We start from the raw sequence: 23,790 nt of genomic DNA, 5'->3' as shown, positions 1-23,790 counted from the left end.
ATCATTCTCCGGTCGGTAAATCGCTGTGCCAAACCTGGCCGCCGCCCTGCGCCACCTGCAGCTCGAGCTGCGGGTGCGCGCCGCGCGCCGTCACCAGATGATCCACCCGCCCGGCGGGCAGGAAGGGGTAAGGCGCGTAGGTATTGAGCTTGTCGCGGGTACACAGCACCGCCACGCTGCCGGCGCGCGTCAGCAGCCGCTTTTTGAAGGTGGCGTCCTGGTAGCTCAGCGCGGAGAAGCCGCCGTCCGGGTCGTAGGCGCAGATGCCGGTGAACACCAGATCGAAATGGAAACCATCTATCTCTTCCGCCGCCTTGGCGTCCACGCAGCCGCCAACCTGCGCATCCAGCTCACCGCCGATCAGGATGGTGCGGATCCCCGGCCGTTCCAGCATTTTGCCGGCGATGCTCAATGCATTGGTCACCACCGTCAAACGCCGATCGCGCGGCAACATATCCGCCAGATACAGGTGGGTGCTGCCGGCATCGAGGAAGATCAGCTGCTCTTCACCGATCAACCCCAGCGCGGTCTGCGCCAGCGTCAGCTTCTCATCGCCGCTGAGCGCCATGCGCGCCGCAACGGGGCCTTCGGCCGGCGTCGGCGCCAGCGCGCCGCCATAGATACGTTTACACAGGTTCTGCGCCGCCAGCTGGCGCAGATCGCGGCGGATGGTGGCTTCGGTGGTATTCAACCGCTGCGCCATCTCCAGGGCCAACACCCGCCCCTGTTGGCGAAGCGCGTCGAGAATGGCCTGGTGGCGTTCATTCGGTAACAGTTTGGACATCGCGTAAATCCGGTGACGCTAAAGTGATCACGAATGTACATAAACGTACACAATCGAACAATCATTTTTTTCGCCACGCTGAAGCGGCGGCGCTCGTCTAGACTGAGAGTGACATCACCGATAAGGGATTATGACGCGATGACCTCCGCCGTGCTTTATACGCTGTTTCCCGCCGCAGCCACCGTCATCGGCGCTGCGGTGGCACTCTATCGCCGCCCCGGTGCCGCCACGATGCGCGTCATCCATCACTTTACCGCCGGCATCGTTTTTGCCGCCGCCGCCACCGAAATCCTGCCCGATCTCAAGCAGCAGTCGCCTTTGGCCGTGTTGCTGGGCGGCGCTGCGGGGGTGCTGTTAATGCTGTTGGTTAGGCAACTAGGTGAAAAAGCGCAGGGGCCGGTCGGTTTTATCGCCGCGGTCGGCGTCGATATCTTTATCGATGGGCTGGTGCTGGGTATTGCCTTCGCGGCCGGTGCCAAGGCCGGTCTGCTGTTGACGCTGGCGTTGACGCTGGAAGTGCTGTTCCTGGGGTTGTCGATCGTCGGCGATTTGAAAGACTTTCTCGGCAGGCGGCTGCGGGCCATGGCGGCGATAGTCGGCCTGGCGCTGCTGCTGCCCATCGGTGGCCTGCTGGGGGCGCCGGTGGCCATGCTGGGCGCATTTTGGCTGACCGCCTTTTTGGCCTTTGGCCTGATCGCCCTGCTCTACCTGGTCACCGAGGAGCTGCTGGTCGAAGCGCATGAAGGCGGAAAAGAGACACCGTTCGCCACCGCGATGTTCTTTGCCGGCTTCCTGCTGCTGTTGCTGTTAGAGGAAGGTTTGGGGTAAAAAAACAGGAATTTCATGGCGCATGCCGCCCGGAGGCAACGCTTTGGCTATACTGAGGCAGGCGAAGTTACCGTAGACGTAACGGCTTGGGCGTAAAGGGAAAACGATGTTATTGACGATCGCAAGGTGGCTGTTTCAACTCCCCGGGAAGCTGTTCGGGCTGATTTTTAAAAATCGCCTGAGGATATTTTTGTTCTTTATGCTGGTCGCCATCGCGGTGCTCGGCGCCAAGCGCTATCTGCGCGCTCATCAATATGACGACGAGTTCAGCCTCGCCGCCCCCACCGATTACAACCGCGCGATAAAGCGCGAAATGCCGCTGCGCGAGGCGCGTGAACAGTGCGGGGGGCCGCTGCACGACAATGCCGGGCAGCCGTGGCCCGCCTCAGCCGGTTATCTGCACCAGCCGACGCGGCTGCCCGCGACCGGTCTGCATCGGCTGACGCTGGATAATCAGGGCAACGATTTCGCGGTGCTGGTCAAGCTGGAAACGCCGACGGCACCGCAGCAGCTGGCGGAAGTCTTTATTCCGCCCGCCGGCAGCTTCGAGGTGAAAATCAATGCGGACGCGGAACACGTCATGAAAATCAAGAACATCAAGACCGGCTGCATGTTCCGCTCCCGGCCGTTCAACCTGGATAAACAGAGCGATTGGCGCATGCCGCTGACGCTACAAAAAGACGGCAGCCTGCAGCTGCAGTCGATAGGGGATCGCCAATTCTGATCGGGCGCCGGGCGGAAGCGCCGGCGCCGCGAGGGTTACTTTTTCACCGGGTGATCGCGGCGGAACAGTTCCCAGCTTTCAATTTCCTGCCCACTCGGCAAGGTGCAGGTGGAATACTGGCCTGCCGCGTTCTCTTTGGCATTCAGCTTGCCGCCGATTTGGGTGCAATACACGTCGGCCGGGTTCGCCATGCCGATCGGTTTCACCTGCGGCGGTGGCGGCGCATCGTTGGATTTCACGGAACACCCCTGCAACATCGTCATCCCCGCCAACAGGGAAAGCATCAACGTTTTTTTCATTTTTCCAGCTTATGCAAAAAAGAACGGCGGAGCGCTCCGCCGTTCGTTCATCATGAAATAAAGGATTTGCCCTGTTTCAGCACCAGATCGCAGGCTTTTTGCTTCACCTTCTCGGTGATCTGCGAGGTGCCCAGGCTGTTCAGATCCAGGCTCTTGCCTTCGCCGGTCTGCAGCAAGCCGCCCAGGCCCTGCTGATAATCCTGGCTCTTGGCGTTTTCGGTGCTGGTGATGCCCAGCTTGCTGAGCAGCTGATCTTTCACCCCTTCGGCACCGTTAGCCGACAGCACGTTGTTTTTCACACAGTACTGCAGGATACCGGCGGCATTGGTCATGCTGCTGGAGCTCAACGCCTTGTCGCCACCGTTCAACAGGCCGGTCAGCGAGGAGAGCGACATGCCGCCGCTGCTGTCGCCGCCCGACTTGCTCAGTTCGCCCGCCGCGCTGCTGAGGGAATCCATCAGCCCGGCAGCCTGAGTGGCGCCGCTAGCCAGGGTAGCGGACAGCGCCAAGGCCAGCAGTAAACGATGTTTGGTGATCATAGTGGTAAAACTCCTGTAATAACGGCATGCGATCGGCGCAGCGCGCCGGGATACCCTTCCGACGCCGCCGGCGGCGACAAGTTCCTTTTATCTCGCCGCCGCGCCGTTTTTCGGAATTCAGGAAATTTAGAACTGCCAGCGCAGCCAGGCGAAGAACACGTTGCCGTTGTTATAGGTGCCGGGAATGTAGGTCGCCTGGAACGTCAGCCGCTGATAGCCGATAGAGGCCAGCGGCAGCGGTGCCGGGATAGGAATGTATTTCCAGTTGTCACGCGCGGTGACGCTGGCGGTGAAGCCCAGCCCCAGGCGGAAATCCTTGTCATCCAGCGGGCGCCAGATCTTCTCGTAGGCGTAGCCGCCGATCGGCTCCCACTTGTTGAAGGAATCCTTGAACGCCATGATGTAGATGCCGTGCCAGTCACCGTCGCTGTCGTAGCGGGAGATACCGTAACCGGCCCCCCACGGGCGCTCGTTGTACTTATCGATATGTTCATCATCGTAAGTCCAACGGTTGTGCCAGGTGATGGCCGGAATATAGAGATCGTGGTTAGGCGAGTTGTTCCAGGTCTCCGCCACGTTATCGGTAAAACGCTGCCATAGACCCGGTTTTTCAGCCTGCGCGGTATTGCCACTTTCTGTACCAACCTCAGCGTAAGAAGGCAGTGCAGGAAATATCAACGCCAGAGAACATGCCAAAAGAGTCCGTTTGAGAAACATCGTAAAGCTCCTGTAAAAATACGGCCGAAGATTCTTACCGATAGCCCAGGCAAGATCAAGCTGTATCTAATTTATCCAACGCCCGTTGTGCTTTGGTTAAGTTTAGCACCGGAAAATTCCCGATAACTTTTAACAGGTTGTGCCGGCCTGCGTATGCTATCGCCTTTCGGGCGGCAAAGCCGTGGGAAAAGTCCGCTTTGTCGCACACGACTCGCGGGCAAGGTGCTTGACCAACACATCGACATCGAGACGGTTCACAAACTCCAGGGAATAAGAAGAATAGAGACCGAACAGGCGATTCTGGTGCCCGACCACCACCAGATCGATACCGGCCTGATGAATGAAATCGTTGACGTCCTTAAAGCGCCGGATAGTGACGATTTCCTTGACCGCAACCGGCGCCTCGACGGCGCTCACCAGCCGGCTCAGCATCGCCTTGGCGGCGATCACCTCCTGCGCCTGGCGATCTTTGACCAGCGCATCGCTGCCGTACTCCAGCTCCGCATAGTCGGCGTTGAGGTGGCCGACGGTGATGGCGATCGGCAGCCCGCCCGCCATCGCTAGCGTTTGACGCAGTAACGGCAGCCCATCGCGCTCATCGTGAATCAGTACCAGAATGTGTCGATAGCTTTTCATCGCTCTTTCCCCCGTCAGTCAGTGCCACTGGGGCACCGCCCTCTTTGGTAGGTATACGCCATCTGCGCGCACGTAGAGAAAAGTTTACGTATCACTTCCCACGGAATGTGATGGCCACCACGTTATCTTAGCGACCGTGGCGGCGCATTTTAACGCCGGCCCGACGTGGCGCGCACCGCCGCCCCCGTAAAGCAAAGCTGACGGAAACCGACGAATAAAAAACGATCGCTGTTAATTTTTTGTTTTTAATTGGTTACAGAATGGTTTCTTGAAATAAGCGTGCGGCGGATCACCAAAATCCCCCTTTACGTCAGCGTCGGCTTTTCTTTTCCAGGCTAACTGCCGGGTACCGCCAGACAGGATTTAACGCGGCATCAAAAGTACCGGTAAACTCCCCCTGCGTCATGATAAATGCCAACGCGGCGCCGTTTCTCTGCTGATATTCCATCAAGGAAAAATACCGCCGCACGCCAACACGCAATATCCCTACTTTTTATGTATTACTCAATCGCGTAAAGCGCCGAATACAAACCGCCCATTTTTCGGCTGCCAACCCTATCTTGAACAAGTCGACGCTTTAAATAACTGTTAAAGCTAACGACACAACATCGCCAGCAATTTATTTTTGCTGATTTTCGCCTGACAAAATAAAGATAAATAATCCGGAGCAATCAATGAAAATAACTATCGGGTCATTCATTCTGCAACAGCTTCACGCCCTGAACGTCGATCGTATTTACGGCGTGCCCGGCGACTATAACCTCAGCCTGCTGGAGCTGCTGGAAAGCGACGACCGATTGGCGTTTATCGGCAACTGCAATGAATTGAACGCCTCCTACGCCGCCGACGGCTACGCCCGAATGAAAGGCGCCGGCGCGCTGATCGTCACCTACGGCGTTGGCGATCTGGCCGCGCTGTCCGGCATCGCCGGTGCCTATGCCGAATCTTCGCCGGTGATCTGCATTGCCGGCACGCCGCCGCTGCACGCGATGAAGAATCATCAGCTATTGCACCATACCCTGGGCGACGGCAATTTCGACAACGTCATGAACTGTTTTAAACAATTCACCGTTGCTCAAGCCTTGATTACGCCGGAAAATGCCGCGCAGGAAATTCCGCGCGTTATTTCCCGCGCCTGGATAGAGAAGAAACCGGTCTATTTACAGCTGCCTTCCGATATTTGCGACGTCGAAATTGAAATCACCGCAGCCGCAGCGGCGCCGCAGTTGCCGGCCAGCGATAAATACAATGTGCAATTAGCGGCGATGGCGCTGTTAACCAAAATAAAACGCGCACAGCGCCCGATCATGTTGATCGACCAAATGGTGGATCGCTATCAGCTGCAGCAGCGGGTTATCGAGGTCGCTCATCGCTTTGCCATTCCGCTGACCAATATGCCGACCGCCAAATGCATTATTCCGGAAGATACCGCCGGTTGGATGGGCGGCTACAGCGGCAACCTGTCGCGCCCCGAACTGTATGAACGCATGGCCCACTCGGACTGCGTGCTGAGCTTCGGCGTGCGTCTGGTGGACTCCACCACCGGCTATTTCTCGCAGCAAATTCCCGCCGCCGCTCAGGTGGATATCCAGCCGTTCTCGCTGAAGCTGGACAACACCTCCTACCCGGCGGTGGCGGCGGCGGATCTGCTGCAGGCGCTGCTGGATCTGAGTGAAGACGCGCCGGTACAGCCCCTGGCGCCGCTGCCCGATCCACGAGAGAAGCTGGCGACGCCGAGCGATACCCCCATCGACCAGGCCTATCTGTGGCAACGGATCCAGCGATTTATCCGGGCAGATGACGTGGTGGTGGTGGAAAACGGCACCTCGGGCGCCGCCATCGGCGGCATGCGCATGCCCGGCGGCGTCAAGGTGGTCAACCAACCGATCTGGGGTTCGATCGGCTATACCCTGCCGGCGCTGCTCGGCACCCTGATGGCGGCGCCGGAGCGCCGGCATCTGCTGTTCATCGGTGACGGCTCCTTCCAGCTCACCGCGCAGGAAGTGTCTACCCTGCTGCGCTGCGAGCAAAAGCCGATCATCTTCCTGATCAACAACGACGGCTACACCATCGAGCGTTATATCCTCGGCGAAAACTCGTCCTACAACGACATCGGCCCGTGGGACTACGCCAAACTGCCGGCGGTGCTGAATACTCAGGCGCAGCCGTTCAGCGTGGCGGTGGAGACCACGCAGCAGCTGGAAATGGCCCTGGAACGCGCCTCGCGGCAGGATCGGCTGGCGTTTATCGAGGTGAAAGTGCCGATGATGGACACGCCGCCGGTGATGAAAGAGTTCTGCAACCGCTGCAACAGCTTTAACTTCGGCCTGACCAACCCACGCCGCAGCGCCTGAGGCGCTACCGCGCCGCCGGTGGTTCAGGCCACCGGCGGCATTTTTTTATGTCGTTACCCGCCGGCGCGCGCCATGCAACGCTGGCGGCGTTCGTCCACCCGCTTGGCGAACCAGGCGGTGGTCAGCTTGCGGGTGATTTTCGGGCTCTCCAGCTGGATACCCGGCAGCATCTCACGCGGCAGCTTGCCGCCCGCCAGCGCGTAGACCTTCTTATACAGGTCGGTGTCGGCAAAGCCGGCCGTGTCGCCTTTCTCGAGCGCCCGGCGAATGGCGCTGTCGCTCATGTTCAGGCGCTTGCCGAGCGTGCGCACCGCCAGCTCGGTCGAGCCGGGCTTGTCGCTGCCGAAATCGATCAGGTCGCCGTCCAGCGCCAGCGGAATCGCGCTCGCCCGGCTGACCGCGTTTTGGAACGCCGCGTTGCGGCTGGCGTACCAGCCGGCGTTGAAGTCGGCAAAGCGATAAATCGGCCGGCTGTAATCGACCGGATACCCCAGCAAATGCATAATGCCGAAGTACATGCCACCGCGCCGGCTGAAGACTTCGCGGCGAATCGAGCCGTCGATCGGATAAGGGTACCCTGTGGCGTGCGCCTCGGCGAAGGCGACGCTCACCTGCATCGGGCCGCCGGTATGTACCGGGTTTAAATGCCCGAACAGCTTCTGCCCCATCGGCACGCGGTCGATCATGTCATCGAAGATATCGCTCAGATCCTTCTCGGTACGCACCTTATCCAACCGCTCGCTGTAGCTCTTCCCGTTCGACGACGAGATCTTCAACGCGGTGTGCACCAAAAAGTTCGGGATGTGCATCTGATCGGCACGGCGATCGATCTCCTTCCAGGCGATCTTCGGCAGCCCCGGCACCTGCGGGTTGGCCTGGAACGTCGACTCCTGTTCGGTCACCGCCAGCACCGAACACAGGTTCTCATCGCTCGGCTCGATGCCCTGCGCGGCGAAGGCGGCGGTAATATCGGTAGCCCAGCCCTGACGATCGCCGGCGTTGGCCGGGATCAGCGTCATCAGTCGGGCTTTGACGTCGGCGGGGCGCGCCGCCGGCGCCGTGGTGGGGGTTTTACTGGTACAGCCCGCCAGCGCCAGCAGCGCGGCCAGGCTCAGCCAACGGAAGGGCGTCGGGTGAAATAAACGAGGTATCGGCATCTTTTCCCTGAACGTGATGACATGAACAGCACTGAAATTAGCCCAGCCGCCGCGCACAATCCAGTATAAAGATATCGCCGCGCCTTCCCGTCAGGCCGCTATGTTCAAACGCCTCATAAAAATGTATTTTATATACATCATATAAATCACTTTGCTTGCCCAGCCAGAGGAGCCCCTTATGGAGCAGCAGCTGCTTTGCTACAAAACCCTGCCGGAATGGAACAGCGACACGCTGCCGGAGGCCTTCCGCCAGCGCCACAACACCCAGAGCGGCACCTGGGCGAAGCTCACCGTCCTGAGCGGCAGCCTGACGTTCGCCATGATGACCGAAGACGGCGCCACCACCGAGACCTGGCAGTTCAGCCCCGAAAGCCAGCCGCCGTTTATCGCGCCGCAGCAGTGGCATCGCATCGTTTCCTTCTCGGACGACATGACCTGCCGGCTGGCGTTTTACTGCACGCCGGAAGATTACTACCACAAGAAATACGAACTGACGCGCACCCACTCTGAAGTGATCGAGGCGGCGGCGCGCATCGCGCCGGGCAAGGCGCTGGATCTGGGCTGCGGCGGCGGCCGCAATTCGCTCTATCTCAATCTGAAAGGTTTCGACGTCACCGCCTGGGACAAGCACGCGCCGTCGATAGACCGCCTCAATCAGATCATCGACGCCGAGCAGCTGACCCGCCTGAGCGCCAGCGTGCAGGATCTCAATACCCACCGCTTCAGCGGCGAATACGACTTCATCCTGTCCACCGTGGTGATGATGTTCCTCGAACGCCAGCAAATTCCGTCTATCGTGCAAAACATGCAGGACAGCACCGTGCGCGGCGGCCATAACCTGATCGTGGCGGCGATGGATACCGAGGATTATCCCTGCCCGCTGCCGTTCCCGTTCACCTTCAGCCCGGGTGAGCTGAAGCATTATTATCGCAACTGGGAGATCCTCAAATACAACGAAGACGTCGGCCAACTGCACAAGACCGACGCCGCCGGCAACCGCATCTCGCTGCGCTTCGCCACCCTGCTGGCGCGCAAGCTATAGCGCGTCGTGAAAGATAACCCCCAGCGTGTGGCGTTGGCCGGCGTGTATCCGGCTGACGCCGTGGCGCAGATTGACCCGATAGTAGCCTTTCACTCCCGCCACCGGCCGGTGATGCACGGCGAACACTACCGCGTCGCCCTGCTGCAGCGGCACCACCTCAGGCCGACTCTGCATCCGCGGCCGCTGTTCGGTCAGCACGAATTCGCCGCCGGTGAAGTCCCGTTCAGGGGCGGAAAGTAAAAACGCCACCTGCAGCGGAAACACCCGCTCGCCGTACAGATCCTGATGCAGGCAGTTGTAATCCCCCGCTTCGTAACGCAACAGCAGCGGCGTCGGCCGCCGTTGGCCGGCCCGGTGGCATTCGGCCAGGTAGGCCTCGTGTTCGGCGGGATAGCGCGCCGTCAAACCCAATAAGGTATTCCAGCGGTTGGCCACCGGCGCCAGCCGTGCATACATCAGGCTGCGCACCTCGGCCACCGGAAGCGGCAGCGGATAGGCGAAATACCGGTACTCGCCGCGGCCAAAACCGTGCCGCGCCATCACGACGCGGCTGCGGAAGTGCGCATCGTGCGGGTAGAGCGCCGCCAGCTCGCTGCACAGGTCTTGGCTGAGCACGCCAGGCAGCCGCGCGCAGCCCTGCGCATCGAGTTCGCGTTCGATTGCCGCCCAGTCCAATTCGGCCAGCCGCGCCGCCAGCGGGCCGCTCATCGCTGCGCCTCTTTTTCCAACAAGGCTTGCTTGCGCTCGACGCCCCAGCGATAGCCGGACAAGGCGCCGTCGTTACGCACCACCCGGTGACAGGGGATCGCCACCGCCAGCACGTTGGCGGCGCAGGCGCCGGCCACCGCGCGCACCGCTTTGGGCGCGCCGATGCGCCGGGCGATATCGGCATAGCTGACGGTCTCGCCGACCGGTATCGCCCGCAGCGCCTGCCAAACCCGCTGTTGAAACGCGGTGCCGCGAATATCCAGCGGCAGCGCCAGCCCGTTTTCCGGCGCTTCAATCAACCCCACCACCTGCGCCATCAGCGCTTCATACTGCGCATCGCCGCCGATCAGCTCGGCATTAGGGAACTTATCCTGCAGATCCTGCACCAACCGCTGCGCATCGTCCCCCAGCAAAATGGCGCAGATGCCCACCTCGCTCTGCGCCGCCAGGATCTCGCCCAGCGAACAGCGCCCGACGGCGAAATGGATGCGCATGCCTTTGCCACCCGCCCGGTAGGCCTTCGGCGTCATGCCCAGTGCGGCGTTGGCTTGCTGATAGAAGCGGCCGTTGGCGCCATAGCCGGCGTCGAAGATCGCGTCGGTCACCGTCTCCTGCTGCGTAAGACCGGTGCGCAGCCGTTGGCTGCGCTGCGCGTCGGCATAGCCTTTCGGCGTCAGGCCGGTGATCGCTTTGAACAGCCGGTGGAAATGGTATTGGCTCAACCCGACGTGGCGCGCCAGCGTCTGCAGCGACGGCGCTTTCTCCGCCCGTTCGATATAGCGGCAGGCCTCAGCTATCTGCCGCGCATGCTGCTCCGTCAACGGCGTCAGCCCCTGGCGGCAGCGTTTGCAGGGCCGATAACCCGCTGCCTCCGCCTGCTCGGCGTCGTCGAACAGCTCCACGTTTTGCCGGTTCGGCTGGCGTGACGGGCAAGAAGGTGAGCAATACACGCCGGTGGTTTTCACCGCGTAGATAAAGCGGCCGTCGGCGTGCTTGTCGCGGCTGACGATCGCCAGCCAGCGCGGATCGGCGCTGTCGATTACGTTTTTCATCATCCGTTCCTCACTGCGGTTTCGATGTTAACCAGCATAGTGACGGGCCGTTGGCGAAACACGCCGACTCTTGCTTTTTAATTCGGCGCCGACGTTTTCGACAATGTTTCGACAATTTTTAACCAACAACATGAAGTTTATTACGTTGCCAACCCGGTTGCACAGCGTTAGGATCGCGGCCGGCCACGGGCGTGGCCAGTGTTTTTGCCTGTTAGTTGCGCGCATGGAGAGGTTATTGTGTTAGAGAGTTTTGGCGTCCTGAATTTATGGACCTATTTGGCCGGGGTGGTCTTTATTATCATTCTGCCGGGGCCGAATACGCTGTACGTGCTGAAAACCGGCGTATCGCGCGGCGTGCGCGCTGGCTACACCGCAGCGCTCGGCGTGTTCATCGGCGATGCGATCCTGATCTTCTGCGCCTATATCGGCGTGGCTTCGCTGATCCGCACCACGCCGTTCCTGTTTACCCTGGTGCGTTTTCTCGGCGCGATTTACCTGCTGTTCCTCGGCGCAAAAATCCTCTACGCCACCTTCGTGCAGAAGGCGCAGGCGCAACAACAGCAGATTGAAGGCGGCCACAGCATTCTGCGCAAGTCGCTGACGCTGAGCCTGACCAACCCGAAAGCTATCCTGTTTTACGTGTCGTTCTTCGTGCAGTTCATCGACTTCAACTACGCGCACACCGGGCTGTCGTTCACCATTCTGGCGCTGATCCTCGAAGCCGTCAGCTTTATCTACATGAGCACGCTGATCTTCTCCGGCGCGATGCTGGCGCATTTCTTCAATCACAAGAAAGGCCTGGCGAAGCTCGGCAACGGCCTGATCGGCCTGCTGTTCCTCGGCTTCGCTACCCGTCTGGCGACCCTGAGCTCGTGATCCCTCCCGGCCGGCGCCCGCCGGCCGCGGTTTACTCGTTCGTCACGGCAAAGTGACACGCAGGGCAAACCGAATGTCAGGCAGACCAAAGCCGCCGCTTTCCCGCTGATCTAGACTTGCAGGGTTAACGATAACCTGATGAGCCTGATTGGAGGATGTATGTCTGACAATACCGTAGCCGTGCTGGATAGCGTGTCGCGTTTTCTCGATCGTCAGCATGGGCTGTATATCGACGGCCAGTGGCGTGCGTCCGCCGCGGAAGGCCGCCTGGCGGTGTATAACCCCGCCAATGGGCAGCAGATCGCCACCACCGCCGACGCCAACGAACACGACGTCGCGCTGGCGGTGCAGTCCGCCCACAAAGCCTTCAGCGAAGGCGTCTGGGCGCAGCGTCTGCCGGTAGAGCGCGAACGCATCCTGCTGCGCTACGCCGATTTGGTGGAGCAACACGCCGAGGAGCTGGCGCAGTTGGAAACCCTGGAGCAGGGCAAGTCCATCAACATCGCCCGCGCCTTCGAAGTCGGCAGCACCCTGAACTGGATGCGCTACACCGCCGGTCTGGCGACCAAAATCACCGGCCAGACGCTGGACGTCTCCATTCCGATGCCGCCGGGCGCCAAATATCAGGTTTATACCCGTAAAGAGCCGATTGGCGTGGTCGCCGGCATCGTGCCCTGGAACTTCCCGCTGATGATCGGCATGTGGAAAGTGATGCCGGCGCTGGCGGCAGGCTGCTCCATCGTCATCAAGCCGTCGGAAACCACCCCGCTCACCCTGCTGCGCATGGCCGAACTGGCGAGCGAAGCCGGCGTGCCGCCGGGCGTGTTCAACGTGGTCACTGGCCGCGGCACCCTGTGCGGCAAGGCGCTGACCGAACATCCGCTGATCGCCAAAGTCAGCTTTACCGGCTCCACGCCGGTGGGCAAAAGCATCGCGCGCGCGGCGGCGGATCGCCTGACCCGGGTGACGCTGGAGCTGGGCGGCAAAAACCCGGCCATCGTGCTGAAAGACGCCGATCCGCAGCAGGTGATCGAAGGCCTGATGCTCGGCAGCTTCCTCAACCAGGGGCAGGTGTGCGCCGCCAGTTCGCGGATTTATATCGAAGCGCCGATTTATGACCAACTGGTGGCCGGTTTCGAACAGGCGGTGAAATCGCTGTCGGTCGGGCCTGGCATGGACACCGGCGCGCAAATCAACCCGCTGGTGTCGCTCGCGCACCGCAACAAGGTGGCGGCCTACCTGGACGATGCCCGGGCGAAAAACGCCGAGCTTATCGGCGGCGCGGCCGGGCCGGATGCCAATGGCTTCTACATCCCGCCAACGCTGGTGATCAACCCGGACGACAGGCTGAACCTGACGCGCGAGGAAGTGTTCGGCCCGGTGGTTAACCTGATTCGGGTAGCGAGCGCCGAAGAGGCATTGAGCAAGGCCAACGACACCGACTTCGGGCTGACCGCCAGCCTGTGGACCACCAGCCTGCAGAAAGCGATGGCGCTGACGCCGCGCATCCAGGCCGGCACCGTGTGGGTCAACACCCATACGCTGATCGACCCGAACATGCCGTTCGGCGGGTTCAAACAGTCGGGCAGCGGCCGTGACTTCGGCCCGGATTGGCTGGATGCCTACACCGAAACCAAATCGGTCTGCATCCGCTATTGAGTGAGGCGGCGCGGGCCTGGCCCGCGCCCTGACTTATTGATATTGCCGGCGGTACTCGCTCGGCGACATGCCGAAACGCTGCTTGAAAGCGGTCGAGAAATGGCTGTGATCGGCGAAACCCCAGTCGAGGCCGACTCCGGCCAGCTTTTCCTGCCCGGCGGCACTGCGCAGCGCCTGCGCGCACAGATCCAGCCGGCGATTTCTGATGTACTGCGCCACCACCAGCCCCTGGCGGGCGAACAGCCGATACAGGCTGCGCAGCGACACCCCCAACTCGGCCGCCACCCATTCCGGGCGCAGCTGCGCCGACTGAATATGCCTGTCAATCAACGCCAGCGCCTTGTCGAAAACCGGCTGTTGCCCCTCCGGGCGCGCCTGTTCGAGCGCCAGCGCCGGGCGCAGCAGCGCCGCCAGCGCATTCAGCACCGCCTCGCTTTCCGCCGCGGCGAGCTGAGGATCCTGCATGCTGCTCAGCACCAGTTGGCGGCTGAGGCGCACCGCGCTGAGCTCTGCTCCGAGACGCTGGGCACAAGGCGGCGGCACCGGCAGACAACCGCGCGGCAACAGCAGTGAGATTTGGCGCGAATCGCGCTGGAAGGTGAAGCTGCTGGGCCGTGAGGCGTCGATCAGCGTGATGTCGCCGGGAGAGAGCACCGTCTGGCTCTCGCCCTGTTCCATCAACGCGCTGCCGCGCAGCTGGAAGACGGTAAAAAAGTGCGCGCCGTCGCTGCGGGCGATCTCGCGCGGCGTGCGGTACAGCCGGGCCTGAGACACGTCGACCACGCTCAGGCGCAGCGCATGGGCGCGGAATTCCTGCATCGCCCCGCTGAAGCCCGGCCCCAGCGTTTTCGCGCAGAATCGGCCGCAGGCGGTGTTGATTTTCCCCAGCCACTCTTCGAAGCCGACGTCCCGGAGCGTTGCCAATGCCGTCATGATCTCTCCCTTCAAACAGCAGCGGTGCTGCGCCGTTGAACAGAAAAACACCATAACAATCCGTTAACACACAATCAATGGCGAGCGGGGGATTTGGCGCCGCGATCACAGTTCGCCCGGCGCCCGTCATCAATCCGCCACGAAACCGTCATCTCATCGTCACAGGCCTCGCCAAAGATACAGACTGCTCCCCTTTCACTTTGACACCCTGGACATGACCCGATGAAATCGTTGCAGAAATCCGTTTTAGCGCTGTGTTTGTTTACCACCAGCGCCCTGACCGCGTTCCACGCGCAGGCGGCAGAGGAAGCCCAACCGTTCACCACCGCGCAGCAGGTGGATCTGACCCACATCCTGCCGCCACCGCCGGTCAACGACTCGGCGCAGACCCAGCGCGAACTGCGGGAAGTGCTCGACATGCAGCAGAAACGCACGCCGGAAATGGCCAGCCAGGCCAAGGCGGATGCGGAAGAGAACGTCTGGGTGTACAGCAACGTGATGGGGCCGAAGTTCAACGCCAAAGCGTTGCCGGCCGTGAGCGCCTTCTTCGATCGCATCGTCGCCACCGAAGCGGCGGTGGTCGATCCGGCGAAAGATTTCTGGAAGCGCCCGCGCCCGCATATGCTCGACAGCCGCATCGAGCCGATCGTCAAGCGCTCCAGCTCCGGCTCCTGGCCTTCCGGCCACACCACGCTGGGCACGCTGATGGGCATCACCCTGGCCAACATGGTGCCGGAAAAGCGCGCCGCCATCATGACGCGTGCCTGGCAATACGGTGACAACCGAGTGGTGGCGGGGATCCACTACCCTTCCGATATCGAGATGGGCCGCATCGCCGGCAGCGTGATCAGCCAGCAGCTTTCACAGCAGCAGGATTTCCAGCAGCAGTACCGGCAAGCGCGCGACGAGCTGCGCCTGGCGCTGGATTTGCCTGCGGAAAAATAGACCCGGCGGCTAACACCGGGCCCTGACGGCCCGGTTTACGGCTGTTTGTCCAACAGGTAACGCACCACCGCCGCGTACTCTTTGGCGTAGCCTTCAACGCTGGTGCTGGCCATGCCGGCATTGTCTATCTTGTATTTGCCTGCCACGTAGAACGACGGGGTGCCGCGCACCTCGAACGCTTTCACCGCTTCGTTCTGCTTGGCGATCAATCCTTTGACCAGCAGGCTGTGACGCGCGTTTTCATAGGTAGCGGCATCGATGCCGGCCGCCGTGAACACCCGCTGAATATCTTCGGCGCCGTTGACGGCGCGCTGTTTCTGCACCGCGTCGAACATCGCCCCTTCAATCTTGTCTTCCACGCCCAGCACCGTCGCCACCGCCCAGGCTTCGGTCAGCTCATTGCCCAGTTTACCCATCAGGCTGACGTGATATTTGGTGACTTTCTCACCGGCGGGCAACGCCTGAGCAACGGTACTGCCTACGCGGTAGGTATCGGCAAACTGATAGCAAGGGCCGCAGTAGAAGGAGAAGAACTCCACCACCGCCGGCGCGGCGGCCACCGGCTTATCCAGCCGGGTGTATTGCTCGCCCGCACGGTAATCCGCGGCCTGAACCGCGGGCAACGCCAACATCAATACGACGGCGGCGGCGAACGAACGCTTAACTTTTGCCAACATAAACACTCCTGATTTCGATTATGAACATCGTCCTTAGCGGCGGTTTTTATAATCAAATAACCGGCAGAAGGCCAGTTTTTATTACCTTCTGTTTATGTGGGATTCAGTCAGCGCCCTTCGTAGCCGTCCCAATAGGCGCCCACCGCTTCCTGCGACAGCACCTGGCGACGCTTAGGATTGTCGGAGCCGCTGTAGGCGCGATTGATGAAAATGGTTTTGTGTTCCATGTTCTGCTGGAATTCCGGGCTGGCCAGATAGTCGGCCTTTTTCTGCGCCTCGCTGCGCGCCACGCCCGCCGCGCGATCCTTTTTCCCCTGCTGGTAGAACTGTTCGAACATCGGCACGGCGTTTTTAATGCTGCCGTTCACATCGGTGCGGAATTGCGGATCGAAGTCGTCGCGGGTTTGATAAACGTAGTGTTTGGCATGCTGCTCGGCGCTGCTGAGGTGATGAGTGCAGGCGCTGAGCGCCAACAGCGGCAACAACAGCGCCGCGCTTTTCAGTCTTTTCATGTCGTCTGTCCCTGTCAGTGAGGAAGGTTCCTTTAGCGCCACGAGCATAGCGCCGGCCCCCGGTGAACGTCAAACGACAAATCGCGCATCACTTTGTTTTATATTAATATTATATACATTGATTGGTATTCATTGCCTGAAACACTATGCTTTAACAGACAGGGTAAACACTCACCGACAGCGAGGCGGCCAATGAAACCGATCGACAAAAACGTGGGGGAGTACGACCTCACAGCGGAAAAAAAAGCGGGCATGATCACCGGCACTATCCGCGGTGAACTGCCGGACAGCGACGCCAACCTGCCGCTGGTGCCCTTCTCCGGCACCTTCGCCGGCCCGAGCGTGGCCGACGCCATCGCCGATATCCAGCAACAGTTCCCCGACATCGAACCGGCGATTATCGACGACTTGCGCGAGGAACTGCTGAAGGCCGGGTTCTAAATCGGATCGCGGTGCCGCACGAACGGGCTGTAGACCGGCGCGCCGGGCTTCAGCGCCAGATCGGCGTCAAAATCGTCATTGCGGTTGAACGGTACCGCCGGCCAAGCGGCAAGATCGCTTAAGCCTTCCCGATACGCCTGCGTCACCTGCGCCAAAGCGGCGTTCTGCGCCCGCAGCTCCTCGCCCGCCAATCCGCCGCGCACGCCATAGACCAGGAACGGCTCCAGCACGCTAAAGCCGATATAGTGCAGCGCATGCATGATCGGCCACAGCATCAGCCGCATATCGCCGTCGCGCCCGTCCGGCGCGCAGGCCTGAGCGGAAGCGCCGGCGGTGACGGTCAGCAGCGCCCGTTTGCCGCGCATCACGCCGTTCTCATGGCGGTGGCGGCTGTCGTACACCCCGCCGTAAACGAACACCCGATCCATCCAGCCTTTGAGGATGGCCGGCGCGCCGAACCACCAGAAAGGGAACTGCAGCACCAGCGTATCCGCCCAGCGCAGCAGCTCGATATGCCGCCGGATCTCCGCCGGCAGCGCCTGGATCGTCCAGTGATGGCGCTGCTCCTGCATCGCATCGAACCTGTCCGCCTGCTTTCTGCTGGGGTAATGGCCGGCGCCTTCGCGCGGATCAACCCCCTCCTGATACAGATCGACCGTCTTCACCTGGTGCCCCTGCGCCAGCCAGGCCTGCCGCGCCTGTTCGGCCAAATGGGCATTGAAAGAATGTGGCTCGGGGTGAGCCAGCACAATCAGCACGTTCATCCTGTTTCTCCCGCGGTAAGGTGGTGCTGCTATGCTGTGGCTTTATCGCATCCTTGGCAATTACGCACCTGAAGGTAACCCCCCATGGCCTATCCCGGCGACGTCTATTCGAGTAAATGCTCCGCGCGCGATGCGCTGGCGCTGATTTCCGGCAAGTGGGTGATGCTGATCCTGCCCGCGCTGGCGCAGCGGCCGATGCGCAACGGCGAGCTGCTGCGCCGCATCGACGGCATTTCACAGAAGGTGCTGACGCAAACGCTGCGCCAGCTGGAACGCAACGGGCTGCTCGAACGGCTGGATTTAAGTGAAAAGAATCAGGCGCATGTGGAATACCGGCTCAGCGCCGTCGCCTGCTCGCTGGTCGAGACGCTGACGGCGCTGGACCGATGGGCGGAATACCATTTCCCCGAGTTGGACGCCGCCCGCGAGCGCTATGATGCCGACCGCAAGCGCGCGGCCGATTAAAGCGGTTTGGCCCGCAGCGTCTCGCCGCTGCGCACGAAGTTGCCCGCCCCCAGATGATGAATCGTATGCAGATCCGCATTGGCGGCGGTGAAGTTCCAGCGCCCTTGCTGGAACACCCGCTCGTCCGCCGCCGCGCTCAGCACCTCGCCGAAGCAGGTGTCGTATTTTTCCTGCGCGCCGCTTTCCGGCAATAAGCGGCACTCCAGCCACGCCACGCAGCCCTGTTCGATCAGCGGCACCTGCAGGGTGGCGCTCGGCGCGGCAGCGATGTGGAAGCGGGCGAACTTGTCGTCATCCAGCCCGGACACGCTGCCGACCGCGTAGGTGGCGTCGATGAACATGGCCGCCGGCACGCAAATGCCGAATACGCCGCTTTCCTCGATCATTTGCCGGCTGTGCGCCCCTTTGTCCACCACGATGGCAATGCGCGGCGGGCTGAACTCCACCGGCATCGACCAGGCGGCAGCCATCACGTTGCGTTTGGCGCCGTCGCGGCTGCGGCTGGTGATCAATACCGTCGGGCCGTGGTTCAGCAGGCGGCTGGCGTGTTCGAGGGCGACAGGGCGAAAGTGGCTCATCGGGAAATCCTTGCGAGTGACTGATTGTCACGCAGTGTAGATCTGCGCTGCGGCGGCAGGCAACGCGGGGCGCACAGAATGCGCAGCTGAGGCGCTTGTTCCCCGTCGCGCCATCCGTTATCTATAGTTAAATCAATTCGCCGCTAACGGCTCCCCCCACCTGAGGATCTTGCCTTGACGTTTTCAAAACACCCTATCGCCGCGCTGGCGCTGGCAAGCGCCGGCCTGCTGTCGGCGGGCAGCGCGCTGGCCGCTTCCGATGCGCTGGTGTACTGCACCGTCGCCTCGCCGGAATCGTTCAACCCGCAGCTCTCCAGCTCCGGGCCGACCTTTATCGCCACCTCGCAGGTGCTGTACAACCGGCTGGTAACTCTGCGCGAAAGCGATAAAACCCCTGCCCCTTCGCTGGCCACCGAGTGGAGCGTCAGCCCGGACGGCAAGACCTACACCTTTACCCTGCGCCAGGGCGTGAAATTCAACAGCAACAAATATTTCACCCCAACGCGCGACTTCAACGCCGAAGACGTGGTGTTCACCGTGATGCGGCAGAAGGATCCCGCTAACCCGTATCACAAGGTCTCCGGCGGCAACTATGAATACTTCACCGACATGGGCCTGGATAAACTGATCGCCAAGGTGGAAGCGGTGGACGAGCATCACGTGCGCTTCACGCTGAGCCAGCCCAACGCCGCCTTCGTCGCCGACTGGGCGATGGATTTCGCCTCAATCCTGTCCGCCGAATACGCCGACGCCATGCTGAAAAAGGGCACGCCGGAATACGTCGACAACTGGCCGATCGGCACCGGGCCGTTCGCGCTGCAGCAGTACAAGCAGGATTCGCTGATCCGCTACATCGCCAACCCGCACTACTGGCAGGGCGAAGTGGCCAGCAAGCATCTGATCTTCTCGATTACGCCGGATCCGCAAACCCGGCTGGCCAAGCTGAAGACCAACGAATGCCAGATCATCCCCGCGCCGCTGCCGGAACAGTTCGCCGCCATCAAGGCCGACGGCAACCTGCAGCTGCACGACATCACCGGGCTGAACGTCGGCTATCTGGCGTTCAACACCCAGAAAAAACCGTTCGACAACCTGCTGGTGCGCCAGGCGCTGAGCTATGCAGTGGACAAGAAAGCGATCGTCGCCGCAGTGTTCAAAGACAGCGGCACGCCGGCCAACTCGCTGCTGCCGCCGGGCATGCTGGGCTACAACGATAAACTGCCGGAGTACGCCTACGATCCGCAGAAGGCGCGCGAGCTGCTGAAGCAGGCCGGGCTGGAGCAGGGCTTTGAGACCGACATCTGGTCGATGCCGGTACAGCGCCCCTACAACCCGAACTCGAAGCGCATCGCCGAGATGATCCAGAGCGACTGGGCGAAGGTAGGCGTGAAAGCCAAGATCGTCACCTGGGAGTGGGGCCAGTATCTGGCCGGGCTGCGCAAAGGCGAACAGCAGAGCGCGCTGTACGGTTGGGTGTCGGACAACGGCGATCCGGACAACTTCGCCACCCTGCTCGGCTGCGCCGGGGTGCAGAGCGGCGCCAACGTGGCGCGCTGGTGCGATAAGGATTACGACAGCCTGATCCAGCAGGCGATTCAGGAGAATCAGCCGCAGGCGCGCGCCAAGCTGTATCAACAGGCGCAGGTGATCTTCGCCAAACAGGCGCCGTGGCTGCCGCTGGCCACCGGCAAAGTGTTCTACGCCACCCGCAGCAACCTGAGCGGCTACGTGGTGGACGTGAACGGCAGCGACTTCGCCAAGGCCAAATTGAACTGATCCCAGGCGCCGCGGCGAGAGCTGCGGCGCTACCCGCCTCATCGCTTAATAAGCTGCCAGCCTCTGAACCTACCGCGCATTAACTTCACAACTTACGATGCTAGCGCCCTCCCCTGCCGCCAGGCATTTAATCCACTAAGTTCATAGCTTAATAAGCGGCGTAATCCCTGGCATTTTGCTTAAACTGCACGCAGGCGCTTTCCTCGCCTGTAACATTTCGTTACCATCGGCACACAGACCCTTTAACATCAAAAGGTAACCCGGTGCAGAACACCTACATGCCGTGGCAAATTCGCCTGCACTGGCTGGTGGCGATCCTGCTGGTCATCACCTGCGTCACCATCGAGCTGCGCGGCTTTGCCGAACCGGGCAGCGCCCCCTGGTACGTGCTGGTTGTCACCCACTTCAGCTGCGGCGTAACGGTGTTTGCGCTGATGATCGCCCGCCTGTTCCTGCGCTGGCGCCACCCTTCGCCCGCTATCGTGCCCAAACCGCCGAAGTGGCAAACCGGCCTGGCGCACCTGACGCACACCCTGATTTACCTGCTGCTGCTAACGCTGCCGGTACTGGGGGTGTACTCGCGCTATCTGGGCGGCAAGGAGTGGTATCTGTTCGGCCTGCCGATGCCGTTCGCCGACGTGGCGGATCGGCCGCAGGCGCGGATGATTATCGGCTGGCACAAAACGCTGGCGTCGTTCGGCTACTGGCTGATCGGCCTGCATGCTGCCGCCGCGCTGTTCCACCACTATATCGTCAAGGACAATGCGCTGGTGCGCATGCTGCCACTGATGAAAAAGCGCTGACTACCCGGCGCCAGGGATGAATTTTCGGGCCACGCCCGCTGACAGGGAATGACATGCAAACCCAATTTTTTCATGTGACCGTCGAGCAATGCGCTAGCCAACAGACGGCGCCCGACAACCTGGTGAGGATCATCGCTTCCGGCCAGACGTTCTTTTTTTACCGTGACGACTTCAGCGACAGCGAAAATCTGCTGGCCAGGCTCGCCGCCGGCGATCGGGTGAAGATTGGCGCCCACCGCCTGCAAGACGGCAGCTATTGGCTGCACTGGCTGCTACACGGCACTAAAGGCCGGCTGGAGCCCGACAGAACGCTGAAATACAAGCTGAAATACTTCGCCCTGCTGGTGCTGGGCGCGGCGCTCACCGGCGGTTTCCCGGCGGCCTTTTTCATCATGGACCGAGAAGATTCCTGGCTGACCATCGTCCTGTTCTTTATCGCCATCATTGCCGGCCTTATCGGCATCGGCATGGTGCTGTTCGTCGGTTCAGAGCTCTTGCTGATCGGGCATCGCGGCCGCAGGCGCCTGCTCAGGGCACTGGATCGCGTGCTGCTGGGGCAAGACGTCACGCCGCCCGGCTCGCTCAGCCTGAAAATCCCCGGCATCAGATACCGGGCCGTCCGTGCAGACGCCGTGCCGGCGACCGCACCGCTGCAGACCGCGCCTCCCCTCCCGAACGGCGTCGAGGCCTCCGGCATCGAGACGGTAAACGCCCTGAGCTACGAACTCCGCGACTATAAGCTCCCGCGGCAGGTGCAGTATTTGGACACTTATGCGTGGCGCCAGAAGGAGACGCACTTCGCGTTGACGACCCGCGCGCTCAACGTTCCCAATACCAAACTGCATCCGGTATTTCGTCGGCAACATCCGCTTTTCATCGCCAAAGGCGATCCGCTGCAGGTGCTGTATTGCGAGAACGACACCGTCCCCGAGTTGCCGACGGTGCGTGGGATCATCAACCATCGCGATCGCCAGACCTATCTCATCGGCGGCAGCCGCTACTTCACCGAAGCCGGCCTAAACCTGAGCGCGCGCGTCGTCTTCATCCTCGGCGCGATCATTATGTGCTTGATGCTCGGCATGATCGTGTGGGATAACGCCGATACCCCAGCAGGCTTTTACCTGGATGCCTGGACCCTGGAGCGCCTCGGCAGTGAATTGCCGCCGATTCTGCTGCTGATGATGCTGATGATCAGCGGCCTGGCGCTGCTGATCGAGGGCTTCGCCCAGATCTGCCGCCTCTACGCGTTTGACCAGCACCGCACGTTTAAAACGTTCAAATACCTGCGCCATCTGCGCCACAGGCTATGGCGGCAGGAACAGGTGACGGAGCTGAAATGATGACGTTAGCGCTTTATAAAAGACCCCTTATTATCCTGATGCTATTTTTGGCCAGCGCGCTGGGCGTCTATTTCCTCGCCCCTGAACAACGCTATGCACAGTGGCAATGGACCCAGAGCGACGAAGCCTTGCCGACGATAGCCCGTTACGATCTCATCCACAGCTACCCGGCGCAGGACGGTGCTCTGCTGCTCATCAGCAAAAGGAGTGAACGCGGGGCCTACAATAGCTTTTACGGCTGGGCGGCCAGCTACCTCAGCCAGGTGTTATTCACCGGCCCGAAGGGGTTGCAGATGCTGGGGCAACTCGACGAATCGATCTACGATGCGGTTTGCGTCGAGCAGGAGTGCGCGCTTTTTCTGTCCAAGGGGCGCCGGCTGGTCGATGTGCAACGGGGCACCATCGGGGCGCTGATCCCCTGGCCGGAGGGCGACGACAACCAGCCTTCCTTTATCGGCGGCAAACTGGTGGCGCTGCCGGGGCAACGCGCGCTGTATTTCATCAGCACCGAAGGCGTATTCTACAGCCCGGACTTTGGCGCCCATTGGCGGCAGACGCTGGATCTGCCGGCGCAGCTGGACGCGCGGCAGCTGCTGGGCTTTGAGCGCGGCGAGGAGGACTCACCGACGGCTAACGCCGCCGGAAAGCGCAAATCCATGCCCGAGATCTTTACCGCCGTTGATGGCGAACGCGTGCTGTTCTGGATGAACCCGGTGCTCGGTTCCGGCGCCTTGCACATTGCCGTTAACGGCAAAACCGGCGAGGTGGCCGAACTGCATTGGCTACCGGTACGCGTGAAGGAAAGCGCGCAGGCTCCGGATGGCGGCATCTACCTGATCGCGCAAACGCTGGACAGAGGGCTGTATCAGCTCCTGCGTTATAAATCCGACGGGCAGTTGGCGGTGCTGTTGGAAAACGGCGATAAATCGCTGTATCAGCTGTGGGCGGGCAACGACAAGCTGGTCGCTCAAACGGATAACGGCGATGCGCGCCTTTCGCTGATTTTCGATCTGCGCTCATCCGACGTGCGCTACCGACAGCCGTTGGAATACCGCTACAACGGGCGCGACGACGCACGCCAAACCGTGATCGAACCGGAAAGCCACTATGGCGATGACGGGGAGACCCCGCCACTGCCCTACTTCGTCCGCTATCGTTCCACCACGCCGTGAACATAAGGA

General features: G+C 61.2%; 26 protein-coding genes. 13 read left to right on the top strand and 13 right to left on the bottom strand.

The annotated features are described in order from the left end of the window. Position 1: 1 nt before the first annotated feature. Complete coding sequence (locus V8N38_RS04425; protein ID WP_060423217.1) at positions 2-784, bottom strand: DeoR/GlpR family DNA-binding transcription regulator; 783 nt, start codon at positions 782-784, stop codon at positions 2-4. A 138-nt stretch (positions 785-922) separates the two neighbouring features. Here V8N38_RS04425 and V8N38_RS04420 point away from each other — a divergent pair, with 138 nt between their 5' ends. Both V8N38_RS04420 and V8N38_RS04415 read left to right on the top strand, forming a co-directional pair. After that, positions 923-1,612 (top strand): ZIP family metal transporter, encoded by a 690-nt coding sequence (locus tag V8N38_RS04420; protein WP_060440611.1) that lies wholly within the window; start codon positions 923-925, stop codon positions 1,610-1,612. A 106-nt stretch (positions 1,613-1,718) separates the two neighbouring features. Beyond that, positions 1,719-2,336 carry a hypothetical protein gene (locus V8N38_RS04415; RefSeq protein ID WP_047728779.1) on the top strand — a complete coding sequence of 206 codons (618 nt, stop codon included), beginning with the start codon at positions 1,719-1,721 and terminating at the stop codon, positions 2,334-2,336. Positions 2,337-2,371: 35 nt separating this feature from the next. On the opposite strand, the gene V8N38_RS04410 is transcribed toward V8N38_RS04415, so the two are convergent. The 4 genes from V8N38_RS04410 to V8N38_RS04395 all read right to left on the bottom strand — a co-directional run bounded on the left by V8N38_RS04410 (position 2,372) and on the right by V8N38_RS04395 (position 4,527). Beyond that, complete coding sequence (locus V8N38_RS04410) at positions 2,372-2,635, bottom strand: DUF333 domain-containing protein (protein ID WP_004940597.1); 264 nt, start codon at positions 2,633-2,635, stop codon at positions 2,372-2,374. A 50-nt stretch (positions 2,636-2,685) separates the two neighbouring features. After that, positions 2,686-3,174, bottom strand: coding sequence for a DUF2501 domain-containing protein (locus tag V8N38_RS04405; protein WP_015376789.1), 489 nt, complete (start codon positions 3,172-3,174; stop codon positions 2,686-2,688). A 126-nt stretch (positions 3,175-3,300) separates the two neighbouring features. Further along, positions 3,301-3,891 carry a lipid IV(A) palmitoyltransferase PagP gene (gene pagP / locus V8N38_RS04400; protein ID WP_025301698.1) on the bottom strand — a complete coding sequence of 197 codons (591 nt, stop codon included), beginning with the start codon at positions 3,889-3,891 and terminating at the stop codon, positions 3,301-3,303. Between the two features lie 156 nt (positions 3,892-4,047). After that, the gene (locus V8N38_RS04395) at positions 4,048-4,527 is read right to left on the bottom strand and encodes a universal stress protein (protein ID WP_087763256.1); all 480 of its coding nucleotides are present in this window, start codon (positions 4,525-4,527) and stop codon (positions 4,048-4,050) included. A 674-nt stretch (positions 4,528-5,201) separates the two neighbouring features. Between V8N38_RS04395 and V8N38_RS04390 the strand changes: the two genes are divergently transcribed. Beyond that, on the top strand, positions 5,202-6,881 hold the full coding sequence (locus V8N38_RS04390; RefSeq protein WP_060423204.1) for an alpha-keto acid decarboxylase family protein: 1,680 nt from the start codon (positions 5,202-5,204) through the stop codon (positions 6,879-6,881). 53 nt (positions 6,882-6,934) lie between these two features. Here V8N38_RS04390 and V8N38_RS04385 read toward each other — a convergent pair whose 3' ends face one another. After that, positions 6,935-8,038: a DUF1615 domain-containing protein gene (locus tag V8N38_RS04385; protein WP_147839366.1), complete on the bottom strand. Its 1,104-nt coding sequence runs from the start codon at positions 8,036-8,038 to the stop codon at positions 6,935-6,937. A 178-nt stretch (positions 8,039-8,216) separates the two neighbouring features. Between V8N38_RS04385 and tehB the strand changes: the two genes are divergently transcribed. After that, positions 8,217-9,080, top strand: coding sequence for an SAM-dependent methyltransferase TehB (tehB, locus tag V8N38_RS04380; protein WP_060423195.1), 864 nt, complete (start codon positions 8,217-8,219; stop codon positions 9,078-9,080). Here the strand turns inward: tehB and V8N38_RS04375 are convergent. Together V8N38_RS04375 and ada are read right to left on the bottom strand one after the other, a co-directional pair. Next, positions 9,075-9,788: a 2OG-Fe(II) oxygenase gene (locus tag V8N38_RS04375; RefSeq protein ID WP_147839365.1), complete on the bottom strand. Its 714-nt coding sequence runs from the start codon at positions 9,786-9,788 to the stop codon at positions 9,075-9,077. The two genes, tehB and V8N38_RS04375, sit on opposite strands and share 6 nt — an antisense overlap. Then, positions 9,785-10,840 carry a bifunctional DNA-binding transcriptional regulator/O6-methylguanine-DNA methyltransferase Ada gene (ada, locus tag V8N38_RS04370; protein ID WP_060440615.1) on the bottom strand — a complete coding sequence of 352 codons (1,056 nt, stop codon included), beginning with the start codon at positions 10,838-10,840 and terminating at the stop codon, positions 9,785-9,787. The genes V8N38_RS04375 and ada overlap by 4 nt, the downstream gene beginning before the upstream one ends. 237 nt (positions 10,841-11,077) lie before the next feature. On the opposite strand from ada, the gene leuE reads away from it, so the two are divergent. Beyond that, on the top strand, positions 11,078-11,716 hold the full coding sequence (gene leuE / locus V8N38_RS04365; RefSeq protein ID WP_016928933.1) for a leucine efflux protein LeuE: 639 nt from the start codon (positions 11,078-11,080) through the stop codon (positions 11,714-11,716). A 159-nt stretch (positions 11,717-11,875) separates the two neighbouring features. Continuing rightward, complete coding sequence (locus V8N38_RS04360; protein ID WP_060456776.1) at positions 11,876-13,375, top strand: aldehyde dehydrogenase family protein; 1,500 nt, start codon at positions 11,876-11,878, stop codon at positions 13,373-13,375. 33 nt (positions 13,376-13,408) lie between these two features. Here the strand turns inward: V8N38_RS04360 and feaR are convergent, their stop codons facing one another. Beyond that, positions 13,409-14,308 carry a transcriptional regulator FeaR gene (gene feaR / locus V8N38_RS04355; protein WP_038873140.1) on the bottom strand — a complete coding sequence of 300 codons (900 nt, stop codon included), beginning with the start codon at positions 14,306-14,308 and terminating at the stop codon, positions 13,409-13,411. Positions 14,309-14,530: 222 nt separating this feature from the next. Here feaR and V8N38_RS04350 point away from each other — a divergent pair, with 222 nt between their 5' ends. Further along, entirely contained in the window at positions 14,531-15,253 is a 723-nt protein-coding gene (locus V8N38_RS04350; RefSeq protein WP_147839364.1) for an acid phosphatase, read from the top strand. 35 nt (positions 15,254-15,288) lie between these two features. Here the strand turns inward: V8N38_RS04350 and V8N38_RS04345 are convergent, their stop codons facing one another. Both V8N38_RS04345 and V8N38_RS04340 read right to left on the bottom strand, forming a co-directional pair. Beyond that, positions 15,289-15,930, bottom strand: coding sequence for a DsbA family protein (locus V8N38_RS04345; protein WP_110157349.1), 642 nt, complete (start codon positions 15,928-15,930; stop codon positions 15,289-15,291). A gap of 107 nt (positions 15,931-16,037) precedes the next feature. Continuing rightward, on the bottom strand, positions 16,038-16,442 hold the full coding sequence (locus V8N38_RS04340) for an Exc2 family lipoprotein (RefSeq protein ID WP_089185538.1): 405 nt from the start codon (positions 16,440-16,442) through the stop codon (positions 16,038-16,040). Between the two features lie 192 nt (positions 16,443-16,634). On the opposite strand from V8N38_RS04340, the gene V8N38_RS04335 reads away from it, so the two are divergent. Continuing rightward, positions 16,635-16,883: a hypothetical protein gene (locus V8N38_RS04335; protein WP_038873128.1), complete on the top strand. Its 249-nt coding sequence runs from the start codon at positions 16,635-16,637 to the stop codon at positions 16,881-16,883. Here V8N38_RS04335 and V8N38_RS04330 read toward each other — a convergent pair. Further along, positions 16,880-17,647: an NAD(P)H-dependent oxidoreductase gene (locus tag V8N38_RS04330; protein ID WP_147839363.1), complete on the bottom strand. Its 768-nt coding sequence runs from the start codon at positions 17,645-17,647 to the stop codon at positions 16,880-16,882. The two genes, V8N38_RS04335 and V8N38_RS04330, sit on opposite strands and share 4 nt — an antisense overlap. An 84-nt stretch (positions 17,648-17,731) precedes the next feature. Between V8N38_RS04330 and V8N38_RS04325 the strand changes: the two genes are divergently transcribed. Next, the gene (locus V8N38_RS04325) at positions 17,732-18,112 is read left to right on the top strand and encodes a winged helix-turn-helix transcriptional regulator (protein WP_038873124.1); all 381 of its coding nucleotides are present in this window, start codon (positions 17,732-17,734) and stop codon (positions 18,110-18,112) included. Here V8N38_RS04325 and V8N38_RS04320 read toward each other — a convergent pair. Next, a complete protein-coding gene (locus tag V8N38_RS04320) occupies positions 18,109-18,690 on the bottom strand; it encodes a flavin reductase family protein (RefSeq protein WP_060423165.1) in 582 nt (193 codons plus the stop codon). The genes V8N38_RS04325 and V8N38_RS04320 overlap by 4 nt on opposite strands. 174 nt (positions 18,691-18,864) lie before the next feature. Here V8N38_RS04320 and V8N38_RS04315 point away from each other — a divergent pair, with 174 nt between their 5' ends. The 4 genes from V8N38_RS04315 (at position 18,865) to V8N38_RS04300 (ending at position 23,781) form a co-directional block, all read left to right on the top strand. Beyond that, positions 18,865-20,466 (top strand): ABC transporter substrate-binding protein, encoded by a 1,602-nt coding sequence (locus V8N38_RS04315; protein WP_055312975.1) that lies wholly within the window; start codon positions 18,865-18,867, stop codon positions 20,464-20,466. Positions 20,467-20,744: 278 nt separating this feature from the next. After that, positions 20,745-21,269 carry a cytochrome b561 gene (gene cybB / locus V8N38_RS04310; protein WP_072265465.1) on the top strand — a complete coding sequence of 175 codons (525 nt, stop codon included), beginning with the start codon at positions 20,745-20,747 and terminating at the stop codon, positions 21,267-21,269. A 53-nt stretch (positions 21,270-21,322) separates the two neighbouring features. After that, the gene (locus tag V8N38_RS04305; RefSeq protein ID WP_100396251.1) at positions 21,323-22,609 is read left to right on the top strand and encodes a hypothetical protein; all 1,287 of its coding nucleotides are present in this window, start codon (positions 21,323-21,325) and stop codon (positions 22,607-22,609) included. Positions 22,610-22,647: 38 nt separating this feature from the next. Then, a complete protein-coding gene (locus V8N38_RS04300; protein ID WP_339102505.1) occupies positions 22,648-23,781 on the top strand; it encodes a hypothetical protein in 1,134 nt (377 codons plus the stop codon). Positions 23,782-23,790: the final 9 nt, after the last annotated feature.

This window comes from Serratia nevei (assembly GCF_037948395.1).
GTDB lineage: Bacteria > Pseudomonadota > Gammaproteobacteria > Enterobacterales > Enterobacteriaceae > Serratia > Serratia nevei.
The sequence above is the reverse complement of the archived record's forward strand: the minus strand, read 5'-3'. Positions and strand labels throughout refer to the sequence as shown.

Excerpts from the sequence above, each read along its gene's own strand:
- V8N38_RS04425 (WP_060423217.1), bottom strand. The coding sequence starts at position 784 with ATGTCCAAACTGTTACCGAATGAACGCCACCAGGCCATTCTCGACGCG.
- V8N38_RS04420 (WP_060440611.1), top strand. The coding sequence starts at position 923 with ATGACCTCCGCCGTGCTTTATACGCTGTTTCCCGCCGCAGCCACCGTC.
- V8N38_RS04415 (WP_047728779.1), top strand. The coding sequence starts at position 1,719 with ATGTTATTGACGATCGCAAGGTGGCTGTTTCAACTCCCCGGGAAGCTG.
- V8N38_RS04410 (WP_004940597.1), bottom strand. The coding sequence starts at position 2,635 with ATGAAAAAAACGTTGATGCTTTCCCTGTTGGCGGGGATGACGATGTTG.
- V8N38_RS04405 (WP_015376789.1), bottom strand. The coding sequence starts at position 3,174 with ATGATCACCAAACATCGTTTACTGCTGGCCTTGGCGCTGTCCGCTACC.
- pagP (WP_025301698.1), bottom strand. The coding sequence starts at position 3,891 with ATGTTTCTCAAACGGACTCTTTTGGCATGTTCTCTGGCGTTGATATTT.
- V8N38_RS04395 (WP_087763256.1), bottom strand. The coding sequence starts at position 4,527 with ATGAAAAGCTATCGACACATTCTGGTACTGATTCACGATGAGCGCGAT.
- V8N38_RS04390 (WP_060423204.1), top strand. The coding sequence starts at position 5,202 with ATGAAAATAACTATCGGGTCATTCATTCTGCAACAGCTTCACGCCCTG.
- V8N38_RS04385 (WP_147839366.1), bottom strand. The coding sequence starts at position 8,038 with ATGCCGATACCTCGTTTATTTCACCCGACGCCCTTCCGTTGGCTGAGC.
- tehB (WP_060423195.1), top strand. The coding sequence starts at position 8,217 with ATGGAGCAGCAGCTGCTTTGCTACAAAACCCTGCCGGAATGGAACAGC.
- V8N38_RS04375 (WP_147839365.1), bottom strand. The coding sequence starts at position 9,788 with ATGAGCGGCCCGCTGGCGGCGCGGCTGGCCGAATTGGACTGGGCGGCA.
- ada (WP_060440615.1), bottom strand. The coding sequence starts at position 10,840 with ATGAAAAACGTAATCGACAGCGCCGATCCGCGCTGGCTGGCGATCGTC.
- V8N38_RS04360 (WP_060456776.1), top strand. The coding sequence starts at position 11,876 with ATGTCTGACAATACCGTAGCCGTGCTGGATAGCGTGTCGCGTTTTCTC.
- feaR (WP_038873140.1), bottom strand. The coding sequence starts at position 14,308 with ATGACGGCATTGGCAACGCTCCGGGACGTCGGCTTCGAAGAGTGGCTG.
- V8N38_RS04350 (WP_147839364.1), top strand. The coding sequence starts at position 14,531 with ATGAAATCGTTGCAGAAATCCGTTTTAGCGCTGTGTTTGTTTACCACC.
- V8N38_RS04345 (WP_110157349.1), bottom strand. The coding sequence starts at position 15,930 with ATGTTGGCAAAAGTTAAGCGTTCGTTCGCCGCCGCCGTCGTATTGATG.
- V8N38_RS04340 (WP_089185538.1), bottom strand. The coding sequence starts at position 16,442 with ATGAAAAGACTGAAAAGCGCGGCGCTGTTGTTGCCGCTGTTGGCGCTC.
- V8N38_RS04335 (WP_038873128.1), top strand. The coding sequence starts at position 16,635 with ATGAAACCGATCGACAAAAACGTGGGGGAGTACGACCTCACAGCGGAA.
- V8N38_RS04330 (WP_147839363.1), bottom strand. The coding sequence starts at position 17,647 with ATGAACGTGCTGATTGTGCTGGCTCACCCCGAGCCACATTCTTTCAAT.
- V8N38_RS04325 (WP_038873124.1), top strand. The coding sequence starts at position 17,732 with ATGGCCTATCCCGGCGACGTCTATTCGAGTAAATGCTCCGCGCGCGAT.
- V8N38_RS04320 (WP_060423165.1), bottom strand. The coding sequence starts at position 18,690 with ATGAGCCACTTTCGCCCTGTCGCCCTCGAACACGCCAGCCGCCTGCTG.
- cybB (WP_072265465.1), top strand. The coding sequence starts at position 20,745 with ATGCCGTGGCAAATTCGCCTGCACTGGCTGGTGGCGATCCTGCTGGTC.
- V8N38_RS04305 (WP_100396251.1), top strand. The coding sequence starts at position 21,323 with ATGCAAACCCAATTTTTTCATGTGACCGTCGAGCAATGCGCTAGCCAA.
- V8N38_RS04300 (WP_339102505.1), top strand. The coding sequence starts at position 22,648 with ATGCTATTTTTGGCCAGCGCGCTGGGCGTCTATTTCCTCGCCCCTGAA.